Below are 21,821 nucleotides of genomic sequence, written 5' to 3'. Positions count from 1 at the left end.
CATCTCGGCCCTCTAACTAGACTGTCGCTCGGGCAGCCTGGGAGAGGCGAGAGGGAAGCATGACGACCGGGACATCCGAGGACGATCACGCCGTCGTCGCTGTGCGTGCCGTCGAACGGTTGAGGCTGGCCGAGGCGCGCCTGGCGCGCCGGCGACAGGCCGACAGCGGTCCGAGCGAGAACGCGCGTGCGGCCATGCGGCTGATCCTCGAACGCGCGGACGACGGACTGAACGTCACACCGACCGAGATCGCCCACGCCCTCGGCGTCTCCACCGCGTCGGTGACCGGAATGCTGGAACGCCTGCACCTCGGCGGCCTCATCGGCTTCGTCGCCAACCCGAGCGACCGGCGCAGCAAGTACGTCGTCCCCTTCGACCGCAGCGCCGACGTCGACGCGATCGACCCCGTCACGGCGCGCATCCGGGAGTTCGCGGGCGATCTCCCCGCGGTCGCCCTCGACCAGGTCGCGGCCTTCCTCGACCGGGTGCGCGAGGTCGTCGACGCGGAAGGCGCCTGACACCCGCGCTCTCCGGACCGGATGCCAGCGCGCGCGGGCTCGTCAGAGCGCGAGCGGCTCGGCGGAGTCGGGGTCGGGCTCGGGCGTGATGGACAGCCCGTTCGGCGAGCTGGCCTCCAGCATGAGGTCGTCGACCCACCGTCGATTCACCTGCGGCGACCGGCTGCCGTAGAAGTGGAACACGAGCGGGATCGACGGATGGATCCACAGGGACCTGCTGCCGCTGCCGTCACCGACGGCGAAGTGGAACATGAAGGGCTCCGAGCGACGGAGCTTGTTCATGAAGACGAGGCGGAGATGGGCGAGGGTGCGATCCTCGATATCGAACGAGTGACCGACGGCGTTGTAAACCAGTTTGCCCACAGATAAACCCTATCCCGAGTGAGCGGTTAACTATCAGCGCGACCGGTCTGCGCGTCGGCGAGGGGAGGGGATGCGGCGGGCGGAGGACGCGCTCGCCGGCGGGGGGCCTCCCTCCGCGGCATCCCCTCCCTCCCCCGCTCGGATAGAGTCCTCACCGTGGCGATCACACGACGGCCCCGCCGATGGCGGCGACGCCTCCCCCGCGCGGTCGTCATCGCGCTCGTCGCCGGGGCGCTCGTCATCGTGATCGCGGCCATCGCCGTCGTCGGCTCCCTTGTGACGACGCTGTTCCAGACCCTCGCCGCGCGGCCTCCGGCCGTCGACACCCGCATCGTGGCGCCGGACGAGTCGAAGGCCGCGAAGGCTGCCGCCGCAGCCGACGGCAGCGCCGACGAGACCGCGGCCGCGGCCTGGCTCGCGTCGCAGCCCACCGCCTACTGGCTCACGCCCGAGCTGGACCCCATCGACCAGGTGTGGGACCGCGTCGCGCACCTCGCGGCGGAGGCCCGCGATCAGGACGCCAGTCTCGCCGTCGTGGTCTACGGACTGCCGGACCGCGACTGCGGCAACCACTCGGCCGGCGGTCTCGACCCGGAGTCGTACCGCGCGTGGACCGAGCGCATCGGGGACGCCCTGTCCCAGGCCTCGGACCTGCAGCGCATCGTCATCCTGGAGCCCGACAGCATCGCCCTGTCCTCCCAGTGCGGATCGCCGGAGGAGCGCGCGGGACACCTGCGGGCGGCTGTCGACAACCTGCGCGGCACCAACACCTGGATCTACCTCGACGGCGGCCACTCGTCGTGGCATCCGGCCGCCGAGATGGCCGGCCTCATCAACGCGACCGGCCTCATCTCCGACGTGCGCGGGGTGGCCCTCAACGTGTCGAACTACCAGGACACCTCCGACGAGTTCGCCTACGCGCACGAGCTGTCGCAGCTGCTGGGCGGGACCCACGCGATCGTGGACACGTCCCGCAACGGCGCCGGACCGGCCGGCCCCGAATGGTGCAACCCGGCCGGCCGCCTCGTCGGCGATCCGGGCGGCACCTACGGCGACGGCGTCGTCGACACCAACCTGTGGATCAAGCCGCCCGGCGAGAGCGACGGCGAGTGCAACGGCGGCCCGACCGCCGGCACCTGGTGGCCGGAGGCCGCCGCCGAGCTGACCCGCGGACGACGCTGACGCGAAGATCCCCCGCGACGCCGTGCGACGGCGGCGACACACGCGTATGCGAAGATGTGCACGGTCGGTGTAACGACCGTCATCTCGGGGGAGAGCCGGGGCGCGCCGCGCCCTAGAAGAGGGAATGATGAGCGACAGCACCGAGCTGCTGAAGACCGCGGTGATCGTCGAGGACGATCCGGACATCCGCCACCTGCTGGTCGAGGTGCTCGAGTCCGCGGGGTTCTCGACCGTGTCGGTCGGTAACGGCATCGACGGCGTGCGCGCCGTCATCGCCTACCAGCCGCTGATCACGACGCTGGACGTGAACATGCCCGGCATCGACGGCTTCGAGGCCGCGCGGCGCATCCGCCAGCAGAGCGACACGTACATCATCATGCTGACGGGCCTCGAGGAGGAGGCGGATGTCGTCCTCGGCCTCGGTGCCGGAGCGGACGAGTACGTCGTGAAGCCCTTCCGCCCGCGCGAGCTGCGCGCGCGCATCGAGGCGCTCCTGCGCCGGCCCCGTGCCGGCGGCGCGGCCGCCTCGGGCGCTCCGCGCCAGGACAGCGTCGGTCCGTCCTTCCCCGGTGCCCGGCCGGCCGCCGCGCCGGAGCCCGCACCCGCGGCTCCGCCCGTCGTGCCCGTCGCGCCCGCTGCGGCGGCCGTGGTGGTCCCCTCCTCGCAGGGCCCCGAGCCGTGGGCGACGGCCCCCGGCACCGAGGTCGCCCACCGGACGGGCTCCGAGGTCGTCCCTCGCCTCGGCGGCGAGATCGCGCCGAACGGCGCACCGTGGGTCGTGCACCGCGACCTGCAGCTGGACCCGGACAGCCGCATCGTCCTCGTCGGCGGCGAGGAGCTCGATCTGACGCGGACCGAGTTCGACCTGCTGGCCACGCTCATGGAGTCCAAGCGCCGCGTACGCAGCAAGGCCGACCTCACCCTGGTCCTGCGCGGCGAGTCGTACGTCACCAGCTACTTCGTCGGCGAGGCCGACAAGCGGGCCATCGAGGCGCACATGACCAACCTGCGGCGCAAGCTCGGCGACAATCCCGCCAACCCGCGGTACATCGAGACCGTGCGCGGCGTCGGCTACCGCCTGACTTCGGAGCTGCTGGCCGCACCCTGAGCGCCCGCTCCCGGACATCACGGATGCCTCGACCCTCCCCAGGGCCGAGGCATCCGTCTTCTGTCGCGTTCGGGTCGCGATCAGACCGTGGGTCCGTCAGACCTTGAAGCCGTGGTGACGACGGACGAGCTTGGAGAACATGAGGAGCGTCTGCAGGACGGTGACGACGCCGACGATGGGCCAGCCGATCCAGAGGATCGAGGACTGCACCATCGGGCCCACCATGACCCAGATGACGGCGAGCGCGATCGCGACGGCGATGAGGACGATCATCGGCGTCCAGTGACCGAGTCCGCCACCGCGCTCCGCCTTGGCCTGCATGGCCCAGTTGTCGACCTTCTTGCGGGACAGGAAGCGGGTCCACGAGCGCACGAAGTGGCTGATGCGGATCCACATGAAGATCTCGGCCGGGAAGAACAGGATCGCGAAGAGGACGTCGGTGCGGTTGACGTTCAGCATGGTGCGCGCGATGCGCAGGTTGAGCAGCATGGCGATGACCGGCGGGATGAGCCACAGCGGCGAGAACACGAAGGCGCCGATCGACAGCGAGCCGGCCAGCAGCGTCAGGAAGGCCACGCGGACGAAGAGGTTGGTGAGCATGCCGAAGTTCTCGAACCAGCGCAGACGCAGGTTGGGGTGGAACGGCTGGCCCTTCGTGTCGCCGCGCTGGCCCGGCCACATGAGCTCGATGGCGCCGTACGTCCACTTGACCTGCTGGGCGTCGTAGCCCGACAGGGTGGTCATGCCGCCGACGTCGGCGCGGGCGAAGGGGCTGATCTTGGTGAGGTAGCCCGCGCTCTTGATCTGCAGCGAGAGCAGGGAGTCCTCGACCTCGGAGTCCTTCACCCACGGGGTGTTCTGGTGGTTCTGCTTCATCGCGTCGCGCAGGGCGTTGGTCGAGAAGATCGAGAACTGCCCGCCCAGCACCGCCATGTTGCGGCCGCGGAGCATGTTCTGCAGGTTGAACGCGGCGAACTGGGTGCGCTGACCCGCGGTGAGGAAGCGGGCGATCATGCCCTTGATGGGCTTGTCGTCGATCGTGTAGATGGCCGAGATGCCACCGATGCGCGAGTCGGACACCGCCTCCGTCTCGAGGTACTCGACGGCCTTGCTGTCGGCGATGGTGTCGCCGTCCACGCCGAGGAGGTAGTCGTAGCCCTCGACGAGCGAGTAGCCGTAGTTCAGCGCGCCGACCTTCTTGTCGGGGTTCTTGCCGATGTCGTGGACGAAGACCTCGGTGAACTGCTCCCCGAGCTCGGTGTGGATCTCGTGCGGACCGCTGTACTCGGAGGCGATCTTCACGGTCGCGTCGGAGGTGTTGTTGACGACGACGTGGATGACGTCGGGCACGCGGGTCTGGCTGAGCAGGCCCTCGATGACGTCGGCGATCGACTCCTCCTCGTTGTACGCGGGGATGATGCAGCCGATGGTCGAACGGTGGACCGAGGTGTTCTCGAGCACCGCCGAGAAGTCGTCGGCGAAGCCGTGCTCCTCGGTGAGGGCGACGGGCTGGTGTGCGAGAGTCCGGGTGGAGCTCGCGAAGCTGCGCGCGTCGGTCATGGCGGTGTCTTCCTGTCGGTGGTCGGCGGTTCTACCAGGAATCACTCTGGTAGCGTCGCCGCAAGGCATCCGCCGGACAGCACAGTCGTCGCCGCAAGGTTTCCTGAAGATTGCATCGCGACGCGAGAAGGATGGGGATGGGCACGGAATGGGCGTCCTCGACCTCGTCGCGGCCATCGCGGCCGCTGTGATCGCGTCGTCGGTGCTGTTCCTCGCCCACGGGCGCCACGGCGACGACCGGGGCGGTCCGCGGGCGGAGCTCGTCCGCTACGTCGGCGTCTCGGCGCTCTCGGCGCTGGTCTGCGCCGTGATGAACGCCCTCGAGATCCTCGGCGGCGGCACCGTCGCCGCCGCGGTCGGGAACGCCACCAACGTCTTCGCCCCGGCGATGGTGTGGGCGCTCGCGCGGCGGCTCAACGCCCGTGCCGCGATCGGCGTGCTGAGCGCGGGCGCCGCCGCCATCCTCATGCTCGGCGTCACCTTCCTCATCCCGCTCGACGAGGCGACCCTGGTCAAGACCGCGGCCATCGCGGCCGCGTGCCTTCTCGCGGCCTGGGAGCTGCGCCGCCGCCCGCTGCGCGACCTCGTCGGCTCCGGCGTCCTCGCGACGACGCTGTCGCTGTTCGCGGTGTTCAACCTCGGCCGGCTCGTCGTCGCCGCCGCGGCGGGCATGTACTCGGACGCCTGGGACGCCGTCGCGTCCGCGCAGCTGACCTCCATCGTCAGCGCCGTCGCCATCGTGCTCATGGGCGTCGGCACCGTCCTCATGGGACGCCAGCTCGACGACGACCCGGCGCCGGGCACCCGCGCCTTCGACCGCGGCGCGCTCCGCCGGGAGGCCGCCGAGCTGCTGCGCACCCACGGCCGGATCACGGCCGTGACCGTCCGCCTGCCGGAGATCGACCTGATCCGACGCGCGCACAACGCCGACCGCGCCGAGACGATGATGAGCGCGATCGTGGACGCGGCCCGGGAAGCGGAGCCTCGCGGCGCCGCGGGCGTCCCCGCGCGCGACACCGTGATCCTGCTCGTACCGGGCGAACGCGTCGGCGACGTCGACGAGGACGTGCGCCGGGCCTTCGCGGCGCGGATGCCCGGCATCGGGTACGACGACACCCCCGACCTCGAGTTCGCGCACCGTCGCATCACGGACGTCGCCGCGCTCTCCACGCTCATGGAGGCGCGGCGCCTGCGTCCGTCGCTGCGGGAATTCGACGACGCCTGAGACCCGGCTCAGCCCTGACCGCGCGTCCGCCCCACCGAAGTCGGGCGCCTGAACCGCGGCTCAGCCCTGGCCGCGCGCGCACCCGACCGGAGTCGGACGCCTGAACCCGGGCTCAGCCCTGGCCGTCGCCCCAGCTCTGGCCGGTGCCGGTCCCCGAGCCCTGCTGGCCCGACGAGCTCTGGTCCCACCCGGACTGCTGACCGTTCTGTCCCCACCCCGACTGCTGGCCGCCGGACTGGTCGCCGTTCTGCGTCGTGGTCGATCCGGTGCTGCCAGCCTGGTCCGCGTAGATGGCGATGGGCAGGTACTGGTACACGGTCTGCTGCGAGAAGGAGCCCTCGCTGTTGGGCGCACCCTCGACCCAGACGTTCAGGGCGAACTCCAGCGTGAGGCCGTAGGAGTCGTTGGGCAGCTGACGGATGGACGTCGTCGGCATGAGGAGGCCGCCCTGGTAGCTGTTCAGCAGCAGGCCGCGGTCGGAGCGCTGGGTGTCGGAGGGGACGAGCGTGCGCGGGTCGGCGCTGAACTGGAACGGGTTGGACACCTGCCCCCCGGTCTGCGCCGTCTGCGACGTGACCGAGATCGACGACAGGTAGACCCGGCGCTTCTGGGTGAGCACGGCCTTCTCGTCGACGCGGTGGTCGTAGACGTTGACGGCGAACCCGAGCTGCTTCTCATTCGAGGCGGTCCACTCCATCGTCCGCTTCGGGTCGACGGCCCACACGTCGAGGCGCACCTCGAGGCCGTCGGCCACCTCGGACGACAGCGACACGGACCCGTCGTAGGTGAACTGCGAGTCGAACGGCATCGCGCCCGTCGAGGACTGCGGGGCGGGGGTGGCGACGACGACGGACTGCGTGCCGGAGGTCTGCCCCTGCAGGGCGTTGAAGGCGTCCGCCACCTGCGAGCACCCGCTGAGAGTGGCGGGCCCGACGAGGGCGAGGGCGGCGGCGAAGGCGACCGTGCGCGCGACGCGACGGCGAGAGGGCGTGCTCATGGATTCTCCTGAGGTGAGGCGCGGGACGGCGCCGAGGTCGACGAACGACCATCACGCTGCGGGATGCAGGCCTCAGGGGGAGTCTGACCGGACGACGACCCTCGGGAGGGCTGTCGGCGGAGCAGAGACAGGATGGCGAGCAGCAGAGTACACCATCCTCTATACACTCGGAGGCATGGCAGTCGCAGGCGGCGTATCGACGACGTCCCCCCGCGACCGCAGCGGCACGGACGACACCGGCCCCGGCAGCAGGACCCGGTCCGTCTGGCTCCAGCAGCTGGTCCTCAGCGCGAGCGTCGTGATCACCGTGCTGGTCGTGCAGGCGTTGCAGCCCGAGCTGTTCGGGGTGTGGACCTTCTCGACCGGCGTGGCCCTCATCATCGCCCTGACCGCGGCGGCCCTCGTCGTCCCCTGGCATCGCGTTCCGCGGACCGCGGTGGCCGCCATCCCCCTCGGCGACGTCCTCGGCATCGGACTGCTCGCCTTCGGCACCGACCTGCGGTTCGGCTTCTTCTGGGCGTTCCCCATCATCTGGCTCGCGACGTACTTCAGCCTCGTGCTGCTCATCACCGCGCTGGCCGGGGTCGGGACGATGATCCTGGTGGATGCCACGGTGAACGGCTTCGGACCGGTGCAGGCCCTGCGGCTCATCATCGTGCTGCTCACCCTCACCTTCATCGGCATCACCGCGTACATGACCTCGCGGCAGACCCGGGCGTTCAAGCAGCTGCTGCGCCGCCAGGCCACCCGCCTGCAGGGGACGCTGCAACGCGTGACGGGCCAGGAGCGCCGGGTGTCGCAGATGCTCAACGGCCTCGACACCGGCATCGCCCGGCTGTCGGCCGAGGGCGAGGTCCTGGCGCTCAACGACACCTACGTCGCCCTCTACGGGGTGGACCGCGACGACCCGAAGCGCCCCGGCGGCGCCGTGGAGTACGCCGCGCTGCGCGGGGACCCGCTGCCCGACGGGGAGCGGCCGTTCATCCGGGCGTCGCGCGGGGAGCAGTTCGAGGACGAGCGGGTCTGGCTGTACGACGCGGACGGGAACTGGCACGCGCTGTCGGTGTCGACCCGACGCCTGATGTCGTCGGACGAGCCGCCCAGCACCCTGCTGATCGTGCACGACATCACGGCGCTCATCGAAGCCGAGCGCGCCCGCGAGCGCCTGGCGGCGACGGTGTCGCACGAGCTGCGCAATCCTCTGACGGCGATCGTCGGCCACGCCGACCTGGCGCTCGACGACCCGACGCTGCCGCCCAAGGTGCGAGAGCAGATCGAGGTCATCGCCGGCGCCGGCGAGCGCATGCAGTCGCTCATCTCGGAGATCCTCGCCAGCTCGCGCGGCGTGTTCCGCGAGGACGCGGCACCCGCGGTGTCCGACGCCGCCCGCATCATCTCCTCGTCGCTGGAGTCGTTCCGTCCCGCGGCCGCGGCGCGCCGGGTGACCATCGAGGAGGACCTGGGCGAGGGCCTGGAGGTCGTGGGCGACGCGTTCCGCCTCCGGCAGGCCTTCGACAACGTCCTGAGCAACGCCATCAAGTACACGCCGGGCGGGGGGACGGTCCGCATCATCGGCGACGCCGATCGCCTCGGCCGCACGGTGGTCCTGCACTTCGCCGACACGGGCATCGGCATCCACGAGGACGACCTGCCGCGCATCTTCGAGCCCTACTACCGGGCTCGCGCGGTGCGCGAGAGCACCACCCCCGGGACCGGGCTGGGGATGGGCATCGTCCGCAGCATCGTCGAGCAGCAGGGCGGCTCCCTGACCCTGGAGAGCGAGGTGGGCGCGGGGACGACGGTGAGCATCACGCTCCCCGCCCGCGCCGACGGGCCCGGCGCGGAGGAGCGCACGGCATGACCTTCGACGTCGCGATGGCCAACCTCGGCCTGGCGCAGGCGACCGTCGCGACGCTGGGCGCCGTCATGGTCATCGGGCTCGGCTTCCTCCACCGCCCGTCGAAGGCGTCCCTGCTGTGGTCACTGGCCTTCGTCCTGGCGATGACGAGCACCTGGGTGTCGGTGACCGGCTCCGCCCTGGGCGACGAGCAGATCCGCCGTGCCGGTCTCGGGCTCATGCTCGGCGCCCCGGCCCTCATCTGGTCGGGCTTCCGGGCCCGCCGGGGCGTCCCCGCCCTCCCCTGGATCGCGGTCGCCCAGGCGCTGATCACCGCCGGCGGCTTCCTCGTCGCGTCGGCCTCGGAGGTCTACGGGCTCGCGTTCCGGGTCGGCTTCTTCGGGGCGTCGGTCTTCGCCGGGCTGACGCTGCTCGAGCTGCGCCGGGCGGCCGACCGCCAGGAGCGGCTCGTGCTCCCGCTCACGATCGTGTCCGGAGGCTTCGTGGCGCTCGGGTGCTGGGTGCTGCTGTCGGGCCTCCTCCTGCCCGTGCGCGCCGACGATCTCGAGCTCACCCGGGTGCTCAACGGCCTCGCGATGCTCGTGTTCCTCGTCTGCGCGATCGTCAGCCTGCTGTACTTCACGTCGGTGTCGCCGGTCGGAACCCTCCGAGCGACGTCGTGGCCGCAGTTCTCGGTCACCGCCCGCGACCGCCTCCGGCGTGCACGGCGCGCACACGAGCCGGGGTGGGCCGTCCTGGCGATCCGCATCGACGACGCGGACCACGTGCGCGGCGCGGCCGGCGAGGCGAGCTGGGGGCGCATCGTGGAGGCGTTCGAGGACGTCGTCGCGACGACCCTGCCCGCCGAGGCGGATCTCGGCAGTCCGGCCCGCGGGCGGGTGGTGGCCGTCGTGTGCCGGCCGGGACCGGTCCTGCGCGAGCACGTCCGCGAGATGCTCCGGCGCGTGACCGAGTTGGATGCCACGAGCCACATCGCCGTCCAGCTGTCGGCCAGCGTCGGCTGGGTGCCCGCCGAGAGCGGGAGCTACGACCTCGACGTCCTCGCGGCCGCGGCGGACGGGGCCGCCGCCCAGGCGTCCCGCCTCGGAGGCGACCGGTGGGAGCGGCTCGACGCCTGAGCCGTCAGCTGGACGCGGAGGGCTCGGGCTCCCCGCCGCCCGAGATGGCCACGGTGATGCTGTCGCTGGCGGTCTGCTTCGCGAACTCGCTCGACGTGGGCGTCGTCTGGACGAGGAAGTCGTACGTGAACTGCAGCGTCACGAACGTCGCCCCCGGCGGGACCTCGCCGATCGTGAAGGTCTGCGAGTAGCTGTACGGGTCGAGGACGAGGTACCCCGGAGCGACGGAGGACTCGTCGATCTGCGGATCGAGCGGCGCGAACGACTGATTGGCGTTGCCGGGCACCGCCGTCATCGTCGCGCGCTGCAGGTAGACCTTCTGGCCGTCGTTGGGCGTCACCGTCGTCACCATCGACATGCTGACCGGCTTGAGCGCCGTGGCCGTCCACCGGTCCATGGAGAGCTTGGACCAGTAGTCGACGGTCGCGTTGACGGCACCGGCCTGCAGCGGCCGCTGGGTCGAGCCGCTGGAGAGGTCGTTCGGGACGGGCTTCGGCGCCGGTGCCGTGGTCGGGGCCGCGGTCGCGGTCTCCACGGGGGCGGCTCCGCCTCCGGTGGCCCACGGCGGTGCGCCGCACGCGCTGAGGGCGAGCGCCGCCGTCATGATGCCGATCGCGCTCAGCGCGGTCCGACGTCGTCGTGCACCGTCCCCCATGCGTCCTCCCCGGGTCAGCGGCCAGTCTAGGCGGACGCGGGGTCGCCGGCGGTCGACGCACGGCCCGAACGTCTAGGGTGGTCCGCGTGACCGACCCCGCCCCCCGCCGTCGGCCGTCGCGCGCCGCCGGAACGGCGTTCGCCTGGACGGTCGGCGCCGTCCTCGCCGTCGCCGTCCTCGCCGTCGCGTGGGTGGGCGTCCGGGGGTGGCTCGCCTACGGGCACCTGCGCGACGCACAGGACTCCGTCGCCGCGGCCTCGGCCTCGATCGACGACCCGGCCGCGGCCGCGGCGCTGCTCGGCGGGGTGGGTGACGACACCTCCGCGGCGCGATCCCTCACCAGCGACCCGGTCTGGCGCGCCGCCGAGACGGTGCCCTGGGTCGGACCGCAGCTGGCGGCCGTGGCGCGCCTCGCGGCGGCCATCGACGATGTCGCCGCCGACGCCCTGGGGCCGCTCTCCGAGGCCGCGTCCGGGCTCTCAGCCGATGCCCTTCGCCCCGTCGACGGCGCGTTCGACGTCGCGCGCATCGCCGCCCTCGAACCCGCCGCCGGCGCCGCGGCGACCGCTCTCGCCGGCGCGTCCGACGACCTCGCCGGCATCGACGAACGCCCCCTCCTCGGCGTCGTCCGGGAGGCGGTGGGCCAGGCGCGCGACCTCGTCTCCGAGGCGTCCGTGTCCGCCGACGCGCTGCACCGGGCCACGCGGATCGTCCCCGCCATCCTCGGGGCGAACGGTCCGCGGACGTATCTCGTCGCCTTCCAGAACAACGCCGAGTGGCGGTCCATGGGCGGGATCGTCGGCGCCGTGGCCCAGATCGACACCGAGAACGGCCGCATCTCCCTCGGTGCGCAGGGCTCGTCCGGCGACTTCCGCGCCCCCGCGCCGGACGACCCGGTCGTCGCCCTGCCCGAGGACACCCTCCGGATCTTCGGCACCCGGCCCGCCCGGTTCATCCAGAACGTCACGCAGCTCCCCGACTTCACCATGGGCGCCCCGATCGCGCGGGAGATGTGGCTGCGCGAGACCGGCACCGCCGTCGACGGGGTCATCGCCCTCGATCCGGTCAGCCTGTCGTACATCCTCCGGGCCACCGGTCCGATCACCCTGCCCACCGGCGACGTGATCACGTCCGACAACGCCGTGTCCCTCCTCCTCGACGAGGTGTACCGCCGCTACGAGGTCCCCGCGCAGCAGGACGCGTTCTTCCAGTCGGCCGCGGCCTCGGTCTTCCAGGCGCTCGCGGACGGCCGCGCCGACCCCGCCGCCCTCATCGACGCGCTCACCGAGGCGGGCGAGCAGCGCCGCCTCCTGATGTGGAGCGCGGATGCCGCCGAGCAGGCCGTCCTCGACGGCACGACCCTCCAGGGGGCGCTCCCCGTCAGCGACGCCGACCGCACCGCCTTCGGCGTCTACCTCAACGACGGCACCGGGTCGAAGATGGACTACTACCTGCACGTCGACGTCGAGACGGCGTGGTGCGGCGCGGACGCGGCGTCTCTCCGCGTGACGCTGCGCAACGACGCCCCCGACCCCGCGACGCTCCCCGCGTACGTCACGGGCGGCGGCGGATTCGGTGTGCCGGAGGGCCAGGCGCTCACCGGGGTGTACGTCTACCTCCCCGAGGGAGCGGTGCTCCAGGATCAGAGGCTGTCCAGCGCCGGGAGTGCCGCGAGCGCCACGACGGACACGGACCGCGGGCACGGCGTGGTGAAGTGGTCGGTGCAGCTCGCTCCGGGTCAGCAGGCCGAACTCCTCCTGAGGGCGGGAACCCCCGCGACCGCGGAGCTGGACGCTCTTCTCACGCCCACTGTTTACGCAAATGAAACGTCCCGAGTTGGCGTGGGCTGTGGTTTTCCTGAATAATCTCCCCTAAGAGAGTCGAGACCCGGTGTGGGGCCTTGGGGGGTCGCCTCGGCTCTCGATTTCATGTGCCGTGATCTTCTCGGCGCATGCCTTCGATCTAGATGGGTGCCACCATGAACAACAAGCTTGTCCGCGCCTCCGCGGTTCTCGCTCTCGCCGCGGGCATGGCGCTCGCGGTCCCGACCGCCGCCAACGCCGAGTACCCCGACCCCGCCGTCGCTGAGACGTCCGGCGGCACCGGCCCCGGCGAGACCCTCGGCCTGACCCTCCCCGCCGGCACGATGGCTCCGGGCGAGACCGTGGGCCTCACCATCACCGGTGAGAGCGCCCTCGGCATCACCACGGCCATCGTCAAGACGGCCGTCGAGACCAACAGCAGCCTGCGCACGCAGGCTGACGCGTCGGGTTCCGTCGCGGTCAACCTCAAGTTCCCGGACACCGCTGCCGGCGCCTACTCGATCACCCTCGTGGGCCTCGAGAGCGGCCGCTCGGTCTCGGTCGTCGCGGGTGACAGCGCCAGCGCCGGCGGCAGCACCGGTGGCAGCACCGGCACCGGCGGTTCGAACGCCGGCGGCCTGCCCGCCACGGGTCTGGACTCCGGCTCGCTCCTCGGCCTCTGGGTCGGTGGCGGCGCGCTCGTCCTCGCCGGTGGTGCGATCGCGGTCGGCACCACGGTGCGCCGCTCGCGTCAGAACGCCGCCTGACCTCAGCTCCGCTCGAAGGGCCGTCCGCATCGCGGGCGGCCCTTCGTCGTTCCCCGGGTCCGAATCCGTCCCCGGCGCACAACACCGGTCAGGGCAGGGGCATGGCGGATGCCGTCGCCTGCGGCATCCCTCCGGCTGAGGGGGAGTTCACGCCTCATGGATGCCACGGTGAGCGGCATCCATCCCGCTCAGACGACGGCGGGCGGGCGTCGGGACGACACGTCCGCGGTGATGAGGATCGGCAGATGGTCGCTCAGACCCTGCGGAAGCGTCCTGATGTGGGCGATGTCGAACCCGTTGGACGTCGCGAAGTCGTAGTGACCGCGGAAGAACCGATAGCGCGTGTAGGTGCGCGCGTCGCTGAGCGTCAGCTCGTAGCCCTGGTCCCGCACCTTCTGACCGAGGTTCTCCTTGAAGACGGGGTAGTTGTAGTCCCCCACCATGAGCGCCGGGAGGCCCGGACCGAGATCCTGCAGGGCCGAGAGCGCCGTGCGGATCTGATGACGCCGCAGAGAGTTCAGCGCCGTCAGCGGCGCCGCGTGGAACGACGCGACGATGATCTCGCGACCGTGGTCGATGTCCCGCAGGCGCACGCCCAGCATCCGCTCCTCGGCGGGCTTCAGCACGTAGTCGTGCAGCGACTTCTTGAGGCCGATCGCGCGGACCTCCTGCGCCTGGAACGTGTTGGCGCGGTAGTAGACGGCGAGGCCGAGCCTGTTGCGCTGCGTCGCGTCGGCAAGGTGGAGACCGGCGATCTCCGCGGGAAGATCGCGGGTGTCCGCCTCCTGGAGGCAGAGGACGTCGACGGCGTGCGCCTCGACGAGCGCGGCGAGCTCACCGGCGGCGCGGTGCTTGCGGAGGTTGTACGAGATGACCTTCATGGCGATGACAGCCTAGGCCCGCCGAAGATGCGGACGCGGGGGGCTTGCGGCGGATTCCCGGCACCCGCGCGGCACGCTCATGACCCGATGTCGTCGGCGTCGCGGCGATTGCGTGTCTGCTCCGCCCGCGCGGCGAGCAGGTCGTCGGCGGGATAGCCCACTTCGGCGAGCACGAGACCGCGCGCCGCCAGGACCTTGGTGTCCGCCGTCCGCAGACCGGCATCGCGGATGGCCACGACGTCCTCGACGGCGAGACGCCCCTCCCCCACCGCGACACAGGCTCCGACGAGGGCCCGCACCATGCTGTGGCAGAAGGCGTCTGCGCGGACGTGGGCCACGAGGACGCCGTCCGCACCGCGGTGCCAGTCGTACTCGAGGAGGGTGCGGATGGTGGTCGCCTCCTCGCGCGCCTTGCAGTAGGCGGCGAAGTCGTGCAGGCCGATGAGGCTGCGGGCGGCGGCATCCATCCGGTCCACGTCCAGGTCGGCCTTGACCGTGGTCGTCGCGGCGCGAAGGAGCGGGTCGTACCCCGTCCGCGCGTCCGCGAGACGGTAGACGTACCGCCGCCACACCGCCGAGAAGCGCGCGTCGAAGCCGTCGGGGGCCAAGCTCGTCCGGCGCACGGTCACGTCGGGATACGCACCCAGGACGCCCCGCACGCGGCCCGCCAGGGACGCGACGGGATCGGCGCCCGGGTCGTTGCGGCGGCGCGGCAGACGGGCCGCCTGCGCCTCGTCGAGGTCGACGTGCGCGACCTGGCCGCTCGCGTGCACGCCCGCATCCGTCCGGCCCGCGACGACCAGCCGCGGGTCGCCGCCGACGATCCGGGCGAGGGCGTCCTCGAGGGTCCCCTGGACCGTGCGCAGGTGCGGCTGCCGCGCCCAACCGCGGAAGTGCGTGCCGTCATAGGCGATGTCGAGACGGATGCGCACCCGACAAGCCTAGAGGCACGACGAAGCCCCCACCCGCGGACGGATGGGGGCTTCGATCGAGCGAAGGCGCTCAGGCCTTGGTGTCGCCCTCGACGGCGTCCTCGGCCGCAGCCTCGGCAGCAGCGCCCTCCTCCGGCGACTCGGCGCCGGCGTCGGCGGCCTCGTCGGTGGTGGCGGTCTCGTCGGCGGCGGTCTCCTCGGCGGGAGCCTCGTCGGCGGGCGCCTCGTCGGCGGCGGGGGCTGCGGCGGCGGGCGCGGCGGCCTTCGACGACGACGGCTTCTTCGTGACGGGCTCGAGGACGAGCTCGATCACGGCCATGGGCGCGTTGTCGCCCTTGCGGTTGCCGACCTTGGTGATGCGGGTGTAGCCGCCGTCACGGTCGGCCACCAGCGGCGCGATCTCGGTGAACAGGGTGTGCACGACGTCCTTGTCGCCGATCACGCTCAGCACGCGGCGACGCGCGTGCAGGTCGCCACGCTTGGCGAAGGTGATCAGACGCTCGGCGAGCGGACGCAGGCGCTTGGCCTTGGTCTCGGTCGTCTTGATGGACTTGTGCGTGTACAGCGCTGCCGCGAGGTTGGCGAGAAGCAGACGCTCGTGGGCCGGGCCGCCTCCGAGGCGGGGACCCTTCGTGGGCTTGGGCATGTCGTGTTACTCCAGTGGGAAGGTTCGGTCGGGTCCGACAGGTCAGACGGTCTCGTCGTCGTAGCCGCCGAAGTACTGGGCGCCGTCGAAGCCGGGCACCGAGTCCTTCAGCGACAGGCCGAGCGACGTGAGCTTGTCGCGCACCTCGTCGACCGATTTCTGACCGAAGTTGCGGATGTTCATCAGCTGGGTCTCCGACAGGGCGACCAGCTCGGAGACGGTGTTGATGCCCTCGCGCTTGAGGCAGTTGTACGAGCGCACCGACAGGTCGAGGTCCTCGATCGGCATGGAGAGCTCGTTCGAGAGCACGGTCTCGACCGGGGCGGGCCCGATCTCGATGCCCTCGGCCTCGACGTTCAGCTCGCGGGCGAGACCGAACAGCTCGGTGAGGGTACGACCGGCGGAGGCGACGGCGTCGCGCGGCGCGATCGAGGGCTTCGACTCGACGTCCAGGACGAGCTTGTCGAAGTCGGTGCGCTCCCCGGCACGGGTGGCGTCGACGCGGTAGCTGACCTTGAGCACCGGCGAGTAGATCGAGTCGATCGGGATCTGACCGGCCTCGGCGTACTCGTTGCGGTTCTGCGTCGCGGACACGTAGCCGCGGCCACGCTCGATGGTGAGCTCGAGCTCGAACTTGGCGGTGTCGTTGAGCGTGGCGATGACCAGCTCGGGGTTGTGCACCTCGACACCGGCCGGAGCCGAGATGTCGGCCGCCGTGACCTCGCCGGCACCCGTCTTGCGCAGGTACGCGGTGATGGGCTCATCGCGCTCGCTCGAGACGACGAGCTGCTTGATGTTCAGGATGATCTCGGTGACGTCTTCCTTCACGCCCGGGATGGTGCTGAACTCGTGCAGCACACCGTCGATGCGGATGCTCGTGACGGCCGCGCCGGGGATGGAGGACAGAAGGCTGCGACGCAGCGCGTTGCCGATCGTGTAACCGAAGCCGGGCTCGAGCGGCTCGATGACGAAACGGCTGCGGAACTCCCCGATCTTCTCCTCGGTCAGAGTGGGACGCTGTGCGATGAGCACTATGTGTTCCTTTCGATCACGTGCCCGCTATATGACACGTGTAATGGGGTGAGGTGTTGAGTTGTCCCCGAGGACGCCTCGCCCCGGAGGAACAGGGGCGGGAGGCTTCCCGGAAAGTGCTGGGACGCGCGACGCGCGTCGATCCCGAGGAGCACAGGGCCCCTCGGGATCTCACACGTCAGACGCGGCGGCGCTTCGGCGGACGGCAGCCGTTGTGGGCCTGCGGCGTCACGTCCTGGATCGAGCCGACCTCGAGGCCCGCCGCGGTGAGCGAGCGGATCGCGGTCTCACGGCCCGAGCCGGGACCCTTCACGAAGACGTCGACCTTCTTGACGCCGTGCTCCTGCGCCTGGCGAGCGGCCGACTCCGCGGCCATGCCGGCGGCGTACGGCGTCGACTTGCGCGAGCCCTTGAAACCGACACCGCCGGACGAGGCCCAGCTGATGACGGCACCGGAGGGGTCGGTGATCGAGACGATGGTGTTGTTGAACGTCGACTTGATGTGGGCCTGACCCACGGCGATGTTCTTCTTCTCCTTGCGGCGCGGCTTGCGCGCAGCGGACTTGGCCTGTGCCATGTGCGGTTCTCCTGAATCCTGCGCCGGCGGAGGCCTAGCGCGCCTTCTTCTTGCCGGCGACGGTGCGCTTGGGACCCTTGCGGGTACGCGCGTTCGTCTTCGTGCGCTGACCGCGCACGGGGAGGCCGCGGCGGTGGCGCAGGCCCTCGTAGGAACCGATCTCGACCTTGCGGCGGATGTCGGCGGCGACCTCGCGGCGAAGGTCACCCTCCACCTTGTAGGTGCCCTCGATGTGGTCGCGGAGCGCGACCAGCTGGTCGTCGGTGAGGTCCTTGACGCGGACGTCCGGGCTGATGCCGGTCGCGGTGAGGATCTCGGTGGAGCGGGTGCGGCCCACGCCGTAGATGTAGGTAAGTGCGATCACCACGCGCTTGTCGCGCGGGATGTCGACGCCGGCGAGACGTGCCATGCGGCTCTCCTCAGAGTGTCGTGGAGGTGTGAAACAGGATCGGTGCTCGGGCCTCCGCCCCGAGGTGTCCCCCGCATCGCGGGTTCTGATCCTGCCGGTGTGTATTCAGTTGGAAAGTCGGGGTGTCAGCCCTGGCGCTGCTTGTGACGCGGGTTGCTCTTGCAGATCACCATGACGCGCCCGTGGCGACGGATCACCTTGCAGTGGTCGCAGATGGGCTTGACGGAGGGGTTGACCTTCATGATTTCCTGATTTCGCTGTCTTCGACCCGCCGGAGCGGCTCGTTACTTCTCGGCCGGACTCAGCGGTAGCGGTAGACGATACGACCACGGGTGAGGTCGTACGGGCTCAGCTCGACGACGACGCGGTCCTCAGGGATGATGCGGATGTAGTTCTGCCGCATCTTTCCCGAGATGGTGGCGAGCACCTTGTGACCGTTGGTCAGCTCGACACGGAACATCGCATTGGGCAGTGCCTCGGACACCGTGCCCTCGATCTCGATGACACCGTCTTTCTTCGCCATAAACTCGCTCACGCTCGTTGCAGACCGGCCGGTCTGCGGTGGATGGGGTTTCGGTGCTTGCGACACGCCAACGAAGGCGCAACGCACCAAAGATCAAGCATACGTGGTAGTGCCCGATGCGGCAAGTCGCCGCCGGCGCTCAGCCGTTCAGACGCCCCGTGATGTCGGTCTCGGGGTTGCCGGTGAGGTCGGTCTGGTTGTTCAGCACCTCGCCGTTGATGGCGATCGTCGGCGTCGCGATGCCCGAGGCGCCCGGCTGGACCGGGGTGTCGCGGGTGCGCGCCGTCACGAAGCGCTCGTAGGTGCCGTCCTGGATGCAGGAGGCCACGGCATCCGATGCCCCGGCGGACTCGGCGATCTGGACCAGCGTCGCGTCGTCGAGACCCGAGGTCTGCTCGGCCGGCTGCTGCGCGTACATCGCCTGCACGAACGGCAGCACGTTCTGCGCGTCGTCCTCGGCCACGCAGTAGGCGGCGTTCGCGGACCGGGTGGAGAACTCGGTGCCCTGCGACGCCCGGTCCAGGATCGAGATCGGGTGGATGTTCAGCGTGATGGTGCCGTCGTCGACGAGGCTCTCGAGGGTCGGCCCGTAGCTCTGCTCGAACTGGTTGCAGATGGGGCACATGAAGTCGACGTAGGTGTCCACGGTCTGGTCGCCGGTTCCGACGGCGATGGCGCCCGTGTCGGGGTCGACGGCCTGTGCCTGAGGCGCCGGGCCGGGTGAGGTCGCCTGGCTGTTGGCGAACCACACCACACCGCCCACGATGAGGACGACGACCAGCGCGGCGGCGGTGACGCCGATCGCGAACCAGTTCATGGACTTGCGGGCGGCGGCCATCATCATCCCTCGATCTCCGTGGGCACCACTCCGAAGGGCGCCAGCTTCTCTGCACCGCCGTCGGGCGCGGTGAGGACCCAGATCCCTCCATCGTGCACCGCGACGCTATGTTCCCAATGGGAGCCGTCCGTGCCGTCCAGCGTCGACACCGTCCATCCGTCGTCCTCGGTGAACGTCTGCTGGTCACCGATGACGACCATGGGCTCGATCGCGACGGCGAGACCGGGCCGCACGTCGGCGCCGCGCTCCTCGGTCGCGTAGTTGAAGATGCTCGGCGACTCGTGCATCTTGCGGCCGATGCCGTGCCCCACGTAGTCGCGCAGGATGCCGTAGCCCGGCGCCGGTGCGTGCTCGACGATGTACTGCTCGATCGCGGCGCCCACCTCGCCCAGGTGCTCGGCACGGGAGAGCGCCGCGATGCCGGCCCACAGGGAGCCCTCCGTCACCTCGGAGAGGCGGCGACGCGGGGCGACGAGCTCCTCCGGGGCGTCGCCCGGCACGATCACGGTGAAGGCCGAGTCGCCGTTCCACCCGCGGTACTCCGCACCCGCGTCGATCGACAGGATGTCCCCCGCCTGCAGCGGGCGGTCGTTCGGGATGCCGTGCACCACCTGCTCGTTGACCGAGGCGCACACGGTGTGCCGGTACCCGCGGACCATCTGGAAGTTCGACTTCGCGCCGCGCCCGACGATGACGCGGGAGGCCGCGGCATCCAGGTCCAACGTCGTGACGCCGGGGGCGATCATCGCCCGGACGGCGTCGAGCGCCGCCGCCGTGATCAGTCCGGGCTCCACCATCGCGCGCAGGTGCGCGGGCTTCTTGTAGACGGACGAGCGCAGCACGGCGTCAGTGCGCGGACGACGGGGTGATGCCCCGCGCCTCGAGGGCCGCGGTGATCCGCGCGGCGACCTCGTCGAGGGATCCGACGCCGTCGATCTCGTCGACGATGTCCCGCGTGCCGTAGACGCCGAGGATGGGCGCGGTCTCGCGCTCGTAGATCGCGAGACGGGTGGCGATCCCCTCCTCGGTGTCATCCGCACGGCCCTGCTCCGTGGCGCGCGTCTTGAGGCGGGAGATGGACTCCTCACGGGGAACGACCAGCGCGATGACGGCGTCGAGCGACTCGTCGCGGCCCTCGAGGAACTCGTCGAGGTGCATGACCTGGGCGAGGTTGCGGGGATACCCGTCGAGGAGGAAGCCGTCGGCGGCGTCGGCCTGGGAGAGGCGGTCGCGGACCACGGCGCTGGTGAGCTCGTCGGGGACGAGGTCGCCGGCGTCGATGATCGACTTCACCTCGAGGCCCAGGTCGGTGCCCTCGGAGACGTTCTGACGGAACACGTCGCCGGTGGAGACGACCGGGATCCCGAGCGCCTCCGCGATGCGGACGCCCTGCGTGCCCTTGCCGGAGCCCTGCGGGCCGACGATCAGCAGGCGGGCGGTCATCGGAGGAGCCCCTCGTAGTGACGCTGCTGGAGCTGCGCGTCAATCTGCTTCACCGTCTCGAGACCCACACCGACGATGATGAGGATCGAGGCGCCGCCGAACGGGAAGTTCTGGTTCGCGCCGACCGTGGCCAGGGCGATGAGCGGCAGCAGGGCGATGAGACCCAGGTAGATGGACCCGGGCAGCGTGATGCGCGTCAGCACGTAGTCGAGGTACTCGGCCGTCGGACGGCCCGCGCGGATGCCGGGGATGAAGCCGCCGTACTTCTTCATGTTGTCGGCGACGTCGACCGGGTTGAAGGTGATCGCGACGTAGAAGTACGTGAACCCGACGATGAGCAGGAAGTAGATCGCCATGTACAGCGGGTGGTCGCCACGCGTGAGGTACTGCGAGATCCACGTCACCCAGCCCGCGGGCTCCTGACCCGCCTGCGGCTGGTTGAACTGCGCGATGAGGGCGGGGATGTACAGCAGCGACGACGCGAAGATGACGGGCACGACGCCGGCCATGTTGACCTTGATCGGGATGTACGTGTTCGAGCCGCCGAAGGTGCGGCGGCCGACCATCCGCTTGGCGTACTGCACGGGGATGCGGCGCTGCGACTGCTCGACGAACACCACCAGGGCCACGACGACGATGCCGACGGCCAGGACGAGGAGGAAGACCTCCGGGCCGCGCGAGGTGAGGATCGACAGCATCGCGCCCGGGAAGGTCGCGGCGATCGAGGTGAAGATGAGGATCGACATGCCGTTGCCGACGCCGCGCTCGGTGACGAGCTCGGCGAACCACATGACCAGGCCGGTACCGGCGGTCAGCGTGATGATCATGAGCAGCTGGGCCCACCAGATGTCGTTGGTGAGCAGCTGCGTGCACTCGGGCACGCCCGTCGAGCCGAACAGCTGGCCGGAGCGGGCCACGGTGACGAGGGTGGTCGACTGCAGCAGCGCCAGCGCGATGGTGAGGTAGCGCGTGTACTGCGTCAGCTTCGCCTGGCCCGCCTGGCCCTCCTTGTAGAGGGTCTCGAAGTGCGGGATGACCACGCGCAGCAGCTGCACGATGATCGTGGCGGTGATGTAGGGCATCACGCCGAGCGCGAAGATCGAGAGCTGGAGCAGCGCGCCGCCGGAGAAGAGGTTCACCAGCGAGAGCAGACCCTCGGTGCTGCCCGACTGCTGCAGACACGACTGCACGTTCGGGTAGTCGACGAACGGGGTCGGAACGTGGGCACCCAGCCGGTAGATGGCGATGATCCCCAGCGTGAAGGCGATCTTCCGCCGCAGGTCTGGCGTGCGGAAGACACGCGCGATGGCGCTGAACAAGAGGATTCCTCCAGAACGATCTCGGCGCGCGTCAGAGCGCACACCTCATCACACTAACCCAGAAGGGG

Annotated in this window: 24 protein-coding genes; 8 read left to right on the top strand and 16 right to left on the bottom strand. The window is 70.6% G+C overall.

Annotated features, from left to right (window positions below; translation table 11 throughout):
* The first annotated feature begins 59 nt into the window (after positions 1 to 59).
* Complete coding sequence (locus tag MRBLMI1_RS06870) at positions 60 to 518, top strand: MarR family winged helix-turn-helix transcriptional regulator (protein ID WP_367728775.1); 459 nt, start codon at positions 60 to 62, stop codon at positions 516 to 518.
* 42 nt (positions 519 to 560) lie between these two features.
* Here the strand turns inward: MRBLMI1_RS06870 and MRBLMI1_RS06865 are convergent, their stop codons facing one another.
* Complete coding sequence (locus MRBLMI1_RS06865; RefSeq protein WP_367728773.1) at positions 561 to 881, bottom strand: ATP-dependent DNA ligase; 321 nt, start codon at positions 879 to 881, stop codon at positions 561 to 563.
* A 156-nt stretch (positions 882 to 1,037) separates the two neighbouring features.
* On the opposite strand from MRBLMI1_RS06865, the gene MRBLMI1_RS06860 reads away from it, so the two are divergent.
* Together MRBLMI1_RS06860 and MRBLMI1_RS06855 are read left to right on the top strand one after the other, a co-directional pair.
* Complete coding sequence (locus MRBLMI1_RS06860; RefSeq protein WP_367728771.1) at positions 1,038 to 2,063, top strand: glycoside hydrolase family 6 protein; 1,026 nt, start codon at positions 1,038 to 1,040, stop codon at positions 2,061 to 2,063.
* 127 nt (positions 2,064 to 2,190) lie between these two features.
* Positions 2,191 to 3,171, top strand: a complete 981-nt coding sequence (locus MRBLMI1_RS06855; RefSeq protein ID WP_367728768.1) for a response regulator transcription factor — start codon at positions 2,191 to 2,193, stop codon at positions 3,169 to 3,171.
* Positions 3,172 to 3,267: 96 nt separating this feature from the next.
* On the opposite strand, the gene MRBLMI1_RS06850 is transcribed toward MRBLMI1_RS06855, so the two are convergent.
* Entirely contained in the window at positions 3,268 to 4,731 is a 1,464-nt protein-coding gene (locus MRBLMI1_RS06850; RefSeq protein ID WP_367728765.1) for a glycosyltransferase family 2 protein, read from the bottom strand.
* 148 nt (positions 4,732 to 4,879) lie between these two features.
* Between MRBLMI1_RS06850 and MRBLMI1_RS06845 the strand changes: the two genes are divergently transcribed.
* A complete protein-coding gene (locus MRBLMI1_RS06845) occupies positions 4,880 to 5,956 on the top strand; it encodes a hypothetical protein (protein WP_367728764.1) in 1,077 nt (358 codons plus the stop codon).
* 112 nt (positions 5,957 to 6,068) lie between these two features.
* Here the strand turns inward: MRBLMI1_RS06845 and MRBLMI1_RS06840 are convergent, their stop codons facing one another.
* The gene (locus MRBLMI1_RS06840; RefSeq protein WP_367728762.1) at positions 6,069 to 6,953 is read right to left on the bottom strand and encodes a fructose 1,6-bisphosphatase; all 885 of its coding nucleotides are present in this window, start codon (positions 6,951 to 6,953) and stop codon (positions 6,069 to 6,071) included.
* Between the two features lie 175 nt (positions 6,954 to 7,128).
* Here MRBLMI1_RS06840 and MRBLMI1_RS06835 point away from each other — a divergent pair, with 175 nt between their 5' ends.
* Both MRBLMI1_RS06835 and MRBLMI1_RS06830 read left to right on the top strand, forming a co-directional pair.
* Positions 7,129 to 8,814 carry a sensor histidine kinase gene (locus MRBLMI1_RS06835; RefSeq protein WP_367728757.1) on the top strand — a complete coding sequence of 562 codons (1,686 nt, stop codon included), beginning with the start codon at positions 7,129 to 7,131 and terminating at the stop codon, positions 8,812 to 8,814.
* The gene (locus MRBLMI1_RS06830; RefSeq protein ID WP_367728756.1) at positions 8,811 to 9,929 is read left to right on the top strand and encodes a hypothetical protein; all 1,119 of its coding nucleotides are present in this window, start codon (positions 8,811 to 8,813) and stop codon (positions 9,927 to 9,929) included. Before MRBLMI1_RS06835 ends, MRBLMI1_RS06830 begins: the two co-directional genes overlap by 4 nt.
* 4 nt (positions 9,930 to 9,933) lie before the next feature.
* Here MRBLMI1_RS06830 and MRBLMI1_RS06825 read toward each other — a convergent pair whose 3' ends face one another.
* Positions 9,934 to 10,584: a hypothetical protein gene (locus tag MRBLMI1_RS06825; protein WP_367728754.1), complete on the bottom strand. Its 651-nt coding sequence runs from the start codon at positions 10,582 to 10,584 to the stop codon at positions 9,934 to 9,936.
* A gap of 86 nt (positions 10,585 to 10,670) precedes the next feature.
* On the opposite strand from MRBLMI1_RS06825, the gene MRBLMI1_RS06820 reads away from it, so the two are divergent.
* On the top strand, positions 10,671 to 12,449 hold the full coding sequence (locus tag MRBLMI1_RS06820; protein ID WP_367728741.1) for a DUF4012 domain-containing protein: 1,779 nt from the start codon (positions 10,671 to 10,673) through the stop codon (positions 12,447 to 12,449).
* Between the two features lie 113 nt (positions 12,450 to 12,562).
* Positions 12,563 to 13,153: a hypothetical protein gene (locus MRBLMI1_RS06815; RefSeq protein ID WP_367728738.1), complete on the top strand. Its 591-nt coding sequence runs from the start codon at positions 12,563 to 12,565 to the stop codon at positions 13,151 to 13,153.
* 188 nt (positions 13,154 to 13,341) lie between these two features.
* On the opposite strand, the gene MRBLMI1_RS06810 is transcribed toward MRBLMI1_RS06815, so the two are convergent.
* The 12 genes from MRBLMI1_RS06810 to secY form a co-directional block, all read right to left on the bottom strand.
* Positions 13,342 to 14,034, bottom strand: a complete 693-nt coding sequence (locus MRBLMI1_RS06810; protein ID WP_367728731.1) for an endonuclease/exonuclease/phosphatase family protein — start codon at positions 14,032 to 14,034, stop codon at positions 13,342 to 13,344.
* 77 nt (positions 14,035 to 14,111) lie between these two features.
* Positions 14,112 to 14,966: a tRNA pseudouridine(38-40) synthase TruA gene (gene truA, locus MRBLMI1_RS06805; RefSeq protein ID WP_367728728.1), complete on the bottom strand. Its 855-nt coding sequence runs from the start codon at positions 14,964 to 14,966 to the stop codon at positions 14,112 to 14,114.
* A gap of 70 nt (positions 14,967 to 15,036) precedes the next feature.
* Positions 15,037 to 15,612: a 50S ribosomal protein L17 gene (gene rplQ / locus MRBLMI1_RS06800; RefSeq protein ID WP_367728725.1), complete on the bottom strand. Its 576-nt coding sequence runs from the start codon at positions 15,610 to 15,612 to the stop codon at positions 15,037 to 15,039.
* Between the two features lie 42 nt (positions 15,613 to 15,654).
* On the bottom strand, positions 15,655 to 16,644 hold the full coding sequence (locus MRBLMI1_RS06795; protein WP_367728722.1) for a DNA-directed RNA polymerase subunit alpha: 990 nt from the start codon (positions 16,642 to 16,644) through the stop codon (positions 15,655 to 15,657).
* 178 nt (positions 16,645 to 16,822) lie between these two features.
* Positions 16,823 to 17,221: a 30S ribosomal protein S11 gene (gene rpsK, locus MRBLMI1_RS06790; protein ID WP_013583990.1), complete on the bottom strand. Its 399-nt coding sequence runs from the start codon at positions 17,219 to 17,221 to the stop codon at positions 16,823 to 16,825.
* A gap of 34 nt (positions 17,222 to 17,255) precedes the next feature.
* Positions 17,256 to 17,630, bottom strand: a complete 375-nt coding sequence (gene rpsM / locus MRBLMI1_RS06785; protein WP_063256596.1) for a 30S ribosomal protein S13 — start codon at positions 17,628 to 17,630, stop codon at positions 17,256 to 17,258.
* A 125-nt stretch (positions 17,631 to 17,755) separates the two neighbouring features.
* Complete coding sequence (gene rpmJ, locus MRBLMI1_RS06780; protein ID WP_005050492.1) at positions 17,756 to 17,872, bottom strand: 50S ribosomal protein L36; 117 nt, start codon at positions 17,870 to 17,872, stop codon at positions 17,756 to 17,758.
* Positions 17,873 to 17,931: 59 nt separating this feature from the next.
* Positions 17,932 to 18,153 (bottom strand): translation initiation factor IF-1, encoded by a 222-nt coding sequence (gene infA / locus MRBLMI1_RS06775; protein ID WP_013583992.1) that lies wholly within the window; start codon positions 18,151 to 18,153, stop codon positions 17,932 to 17,934.
* Positions 18,154 to 18,292: 139 nt separating this feature from the next.
* Entirely contained in the window at positions 18,293 to 18,997 is a 705-nt protein-coding gene (locus MRBLMI1_RS06770; RefSeq protein ID WP_367728702.1) for a DsbA family protein, read from the bottom strand.
* Positions 18,994 to 19,833: a type I methionyl aminopeptidase gene (gene map / locus MRBLMI1_RS06765; protein ID WP_367728699.1), complete on the bottom strand. Its 840-nt coding sequence runs from the start codon at positions 19,831 to 19,833 to the stop codon at positions 18,994 to 18,996. The genes MRBLMI1_RS06770 and map overlap by 4 nt, the downstream gene beginning before the upstream one ends.
* A gap of 4 nt (positions 19,834 to 19,837) precedes the next feature.
* Entirely contained in the window at positions 19,838 to 20,434 is a 597-nt protein-coding gene (locus MRBLMI1_RS06760; RefSeq protein ID WP_367728694.1) for an adenylate kinase, read from the bottom strand.
* Complete coding sequence (gene secY / locus MRBLMI1_RS06755; RefSeq protein ID WP_367728692.1) at positions 20,431 to 21,753, bottom strand: preprotein translocase subunit SecY; 1,323 nt, start codon at positions 21,751 to 21,753, stop codon at positions 20,431 to 20,433. Before secY ends, MRBLMI1_RS06760 begins: the two co-directional genes overlap by 4 nt.
* Positions 21,754 to 21,821 lie beyond the last annotated feature (68 nt).

The sequence above is a fragment of the Microbacterium sp. LMI1-1-1.1 genome, assembly GCF_040815675.1.
Lineage (GTDB): Bacteria > Actinomycetota > Actinomycetes > Actinomycetales > Microbacteriaceae > Microbacterium.
This window is presented reverse-complemented; position numbering and strand designations above follow the sequence as displayed.

Coding starts and splice junctions, on each gene's coding strand:
- MRBLMI1_RS06810 (WP_367728731.1), bottom strand. CDS start 14,034: ATGAAGGTCATCTCGTACAACCTCCGCAAGCACCGCGCCGCCGGTGAG.
- MRBLMI1_RS06815 (WP_367728738.1), top strand. CDS start 12,563: ATGAACAACAAGCTTGTCCGCGCCTCCGCGGTTCTCGCTCTCGCCGCG.
- MRBLMI1_RS06825 (WP_367728754.1), bottom strand. CDS start 10,584: ATGGGGGACGGTGCACGACGACGTCGGACCGCGCTGAGCGCGATCGGC.
- MRBLMI1_RS06840 (WP_367728762.1), bottom strand. CDS start 6,953: ATGAGCACGCCCTCTCGCCGTCGCGTCGCGCGCACGGTCGCCTTCGCC.
- rpmJ (WP_005050492.1), bottom strand. CDS start 17,872: ATGAAGGTCAACCCCTCCGTCAAGCCCATCTGCGACCACTGCAAGGTG.
- MRBLMI1_RS06845 (WP_367728764.1), top strand. CDS start 4,880: ATGGGCGTCCTCGACCTCGTCGCGGCCATCGCGGCCGCTGTGATCGCG.
- rpsK (WP_013583990.1), bottom strand. CDS start 17,221: ATGGCACAGGCCAAGTCCGCTGCGCGCAAGCCGCGCCGCAAGGAGAAG.
- MRBLMI1_RS06835 (WP_367728757.1), top strand. CDS start 7,129: ATGGCAGTCGCAGGCGGCGTATCGACGACGTCCCCCCGCGACCGCAGC.
- MRBLMI1_RS06850 (WP_367728765.1), bottom strand. CDS start 4,731: ATGACCGACGCGCGCAGCTTCGCGAGCTCCACCCGGACTCTCGCACAC.
- rplQ (WP_367728725.1), bottom strand. CDS start 15,612: ATGCCCAAGCCCACGAAGGGTCCCCGCCTCGGAGGCGGCCCGGCCCAC.
- MRBLMI1_RS06830 (WP_367728756.1), top strand. CDS start 8,811: ATGACCTTCGACGTCGCGATGGCCAACCTCGGCCTGGCGCAGGCGACC.
- MRBLMI1_RS06870 (WP_367728775.1), top strand. CDS start 60: ATGACGACCGGGACATCCGAGGACGATCACGCCGTCGTCGCTGTGCGT.
- MRBLMI1_RS06855 (WP_367728768.1), top strand. CDS start 2,191: ATGAGCGACAGCACCGAGCTGCTGAAGACCGCGGTGATCGTCGAGGAC.
- rpsM (WP_063256596.1), bottom strand. CDS start 17,630: ATGGCACGTCTCGCCGGCGTCGACATCCCGCGCGACAAGCGCGTGGTG.
- MRBLMI1_RS06760 (WP_367728694.1), bottom strand. CDS start 20,434: ATGACCGCCCGCCTGCTGATCGTCGGCCCGCAGGGCTCCGGCAAGGGC.
- MRBLMI1_RS06770 (WP_367728702.1), bottom strand. CDS start 18,997: ATGATGATGGCCGCCGCCCGCAAGTCCATGAACTGGTTCGCGATCGGC.
- infA (WP_013583992.1), bottom strand. CDS start 18,153: ATGGCGAAGAAAGACGGTGTCATCGAGATCGAGGGCACGGTGTCCGAG.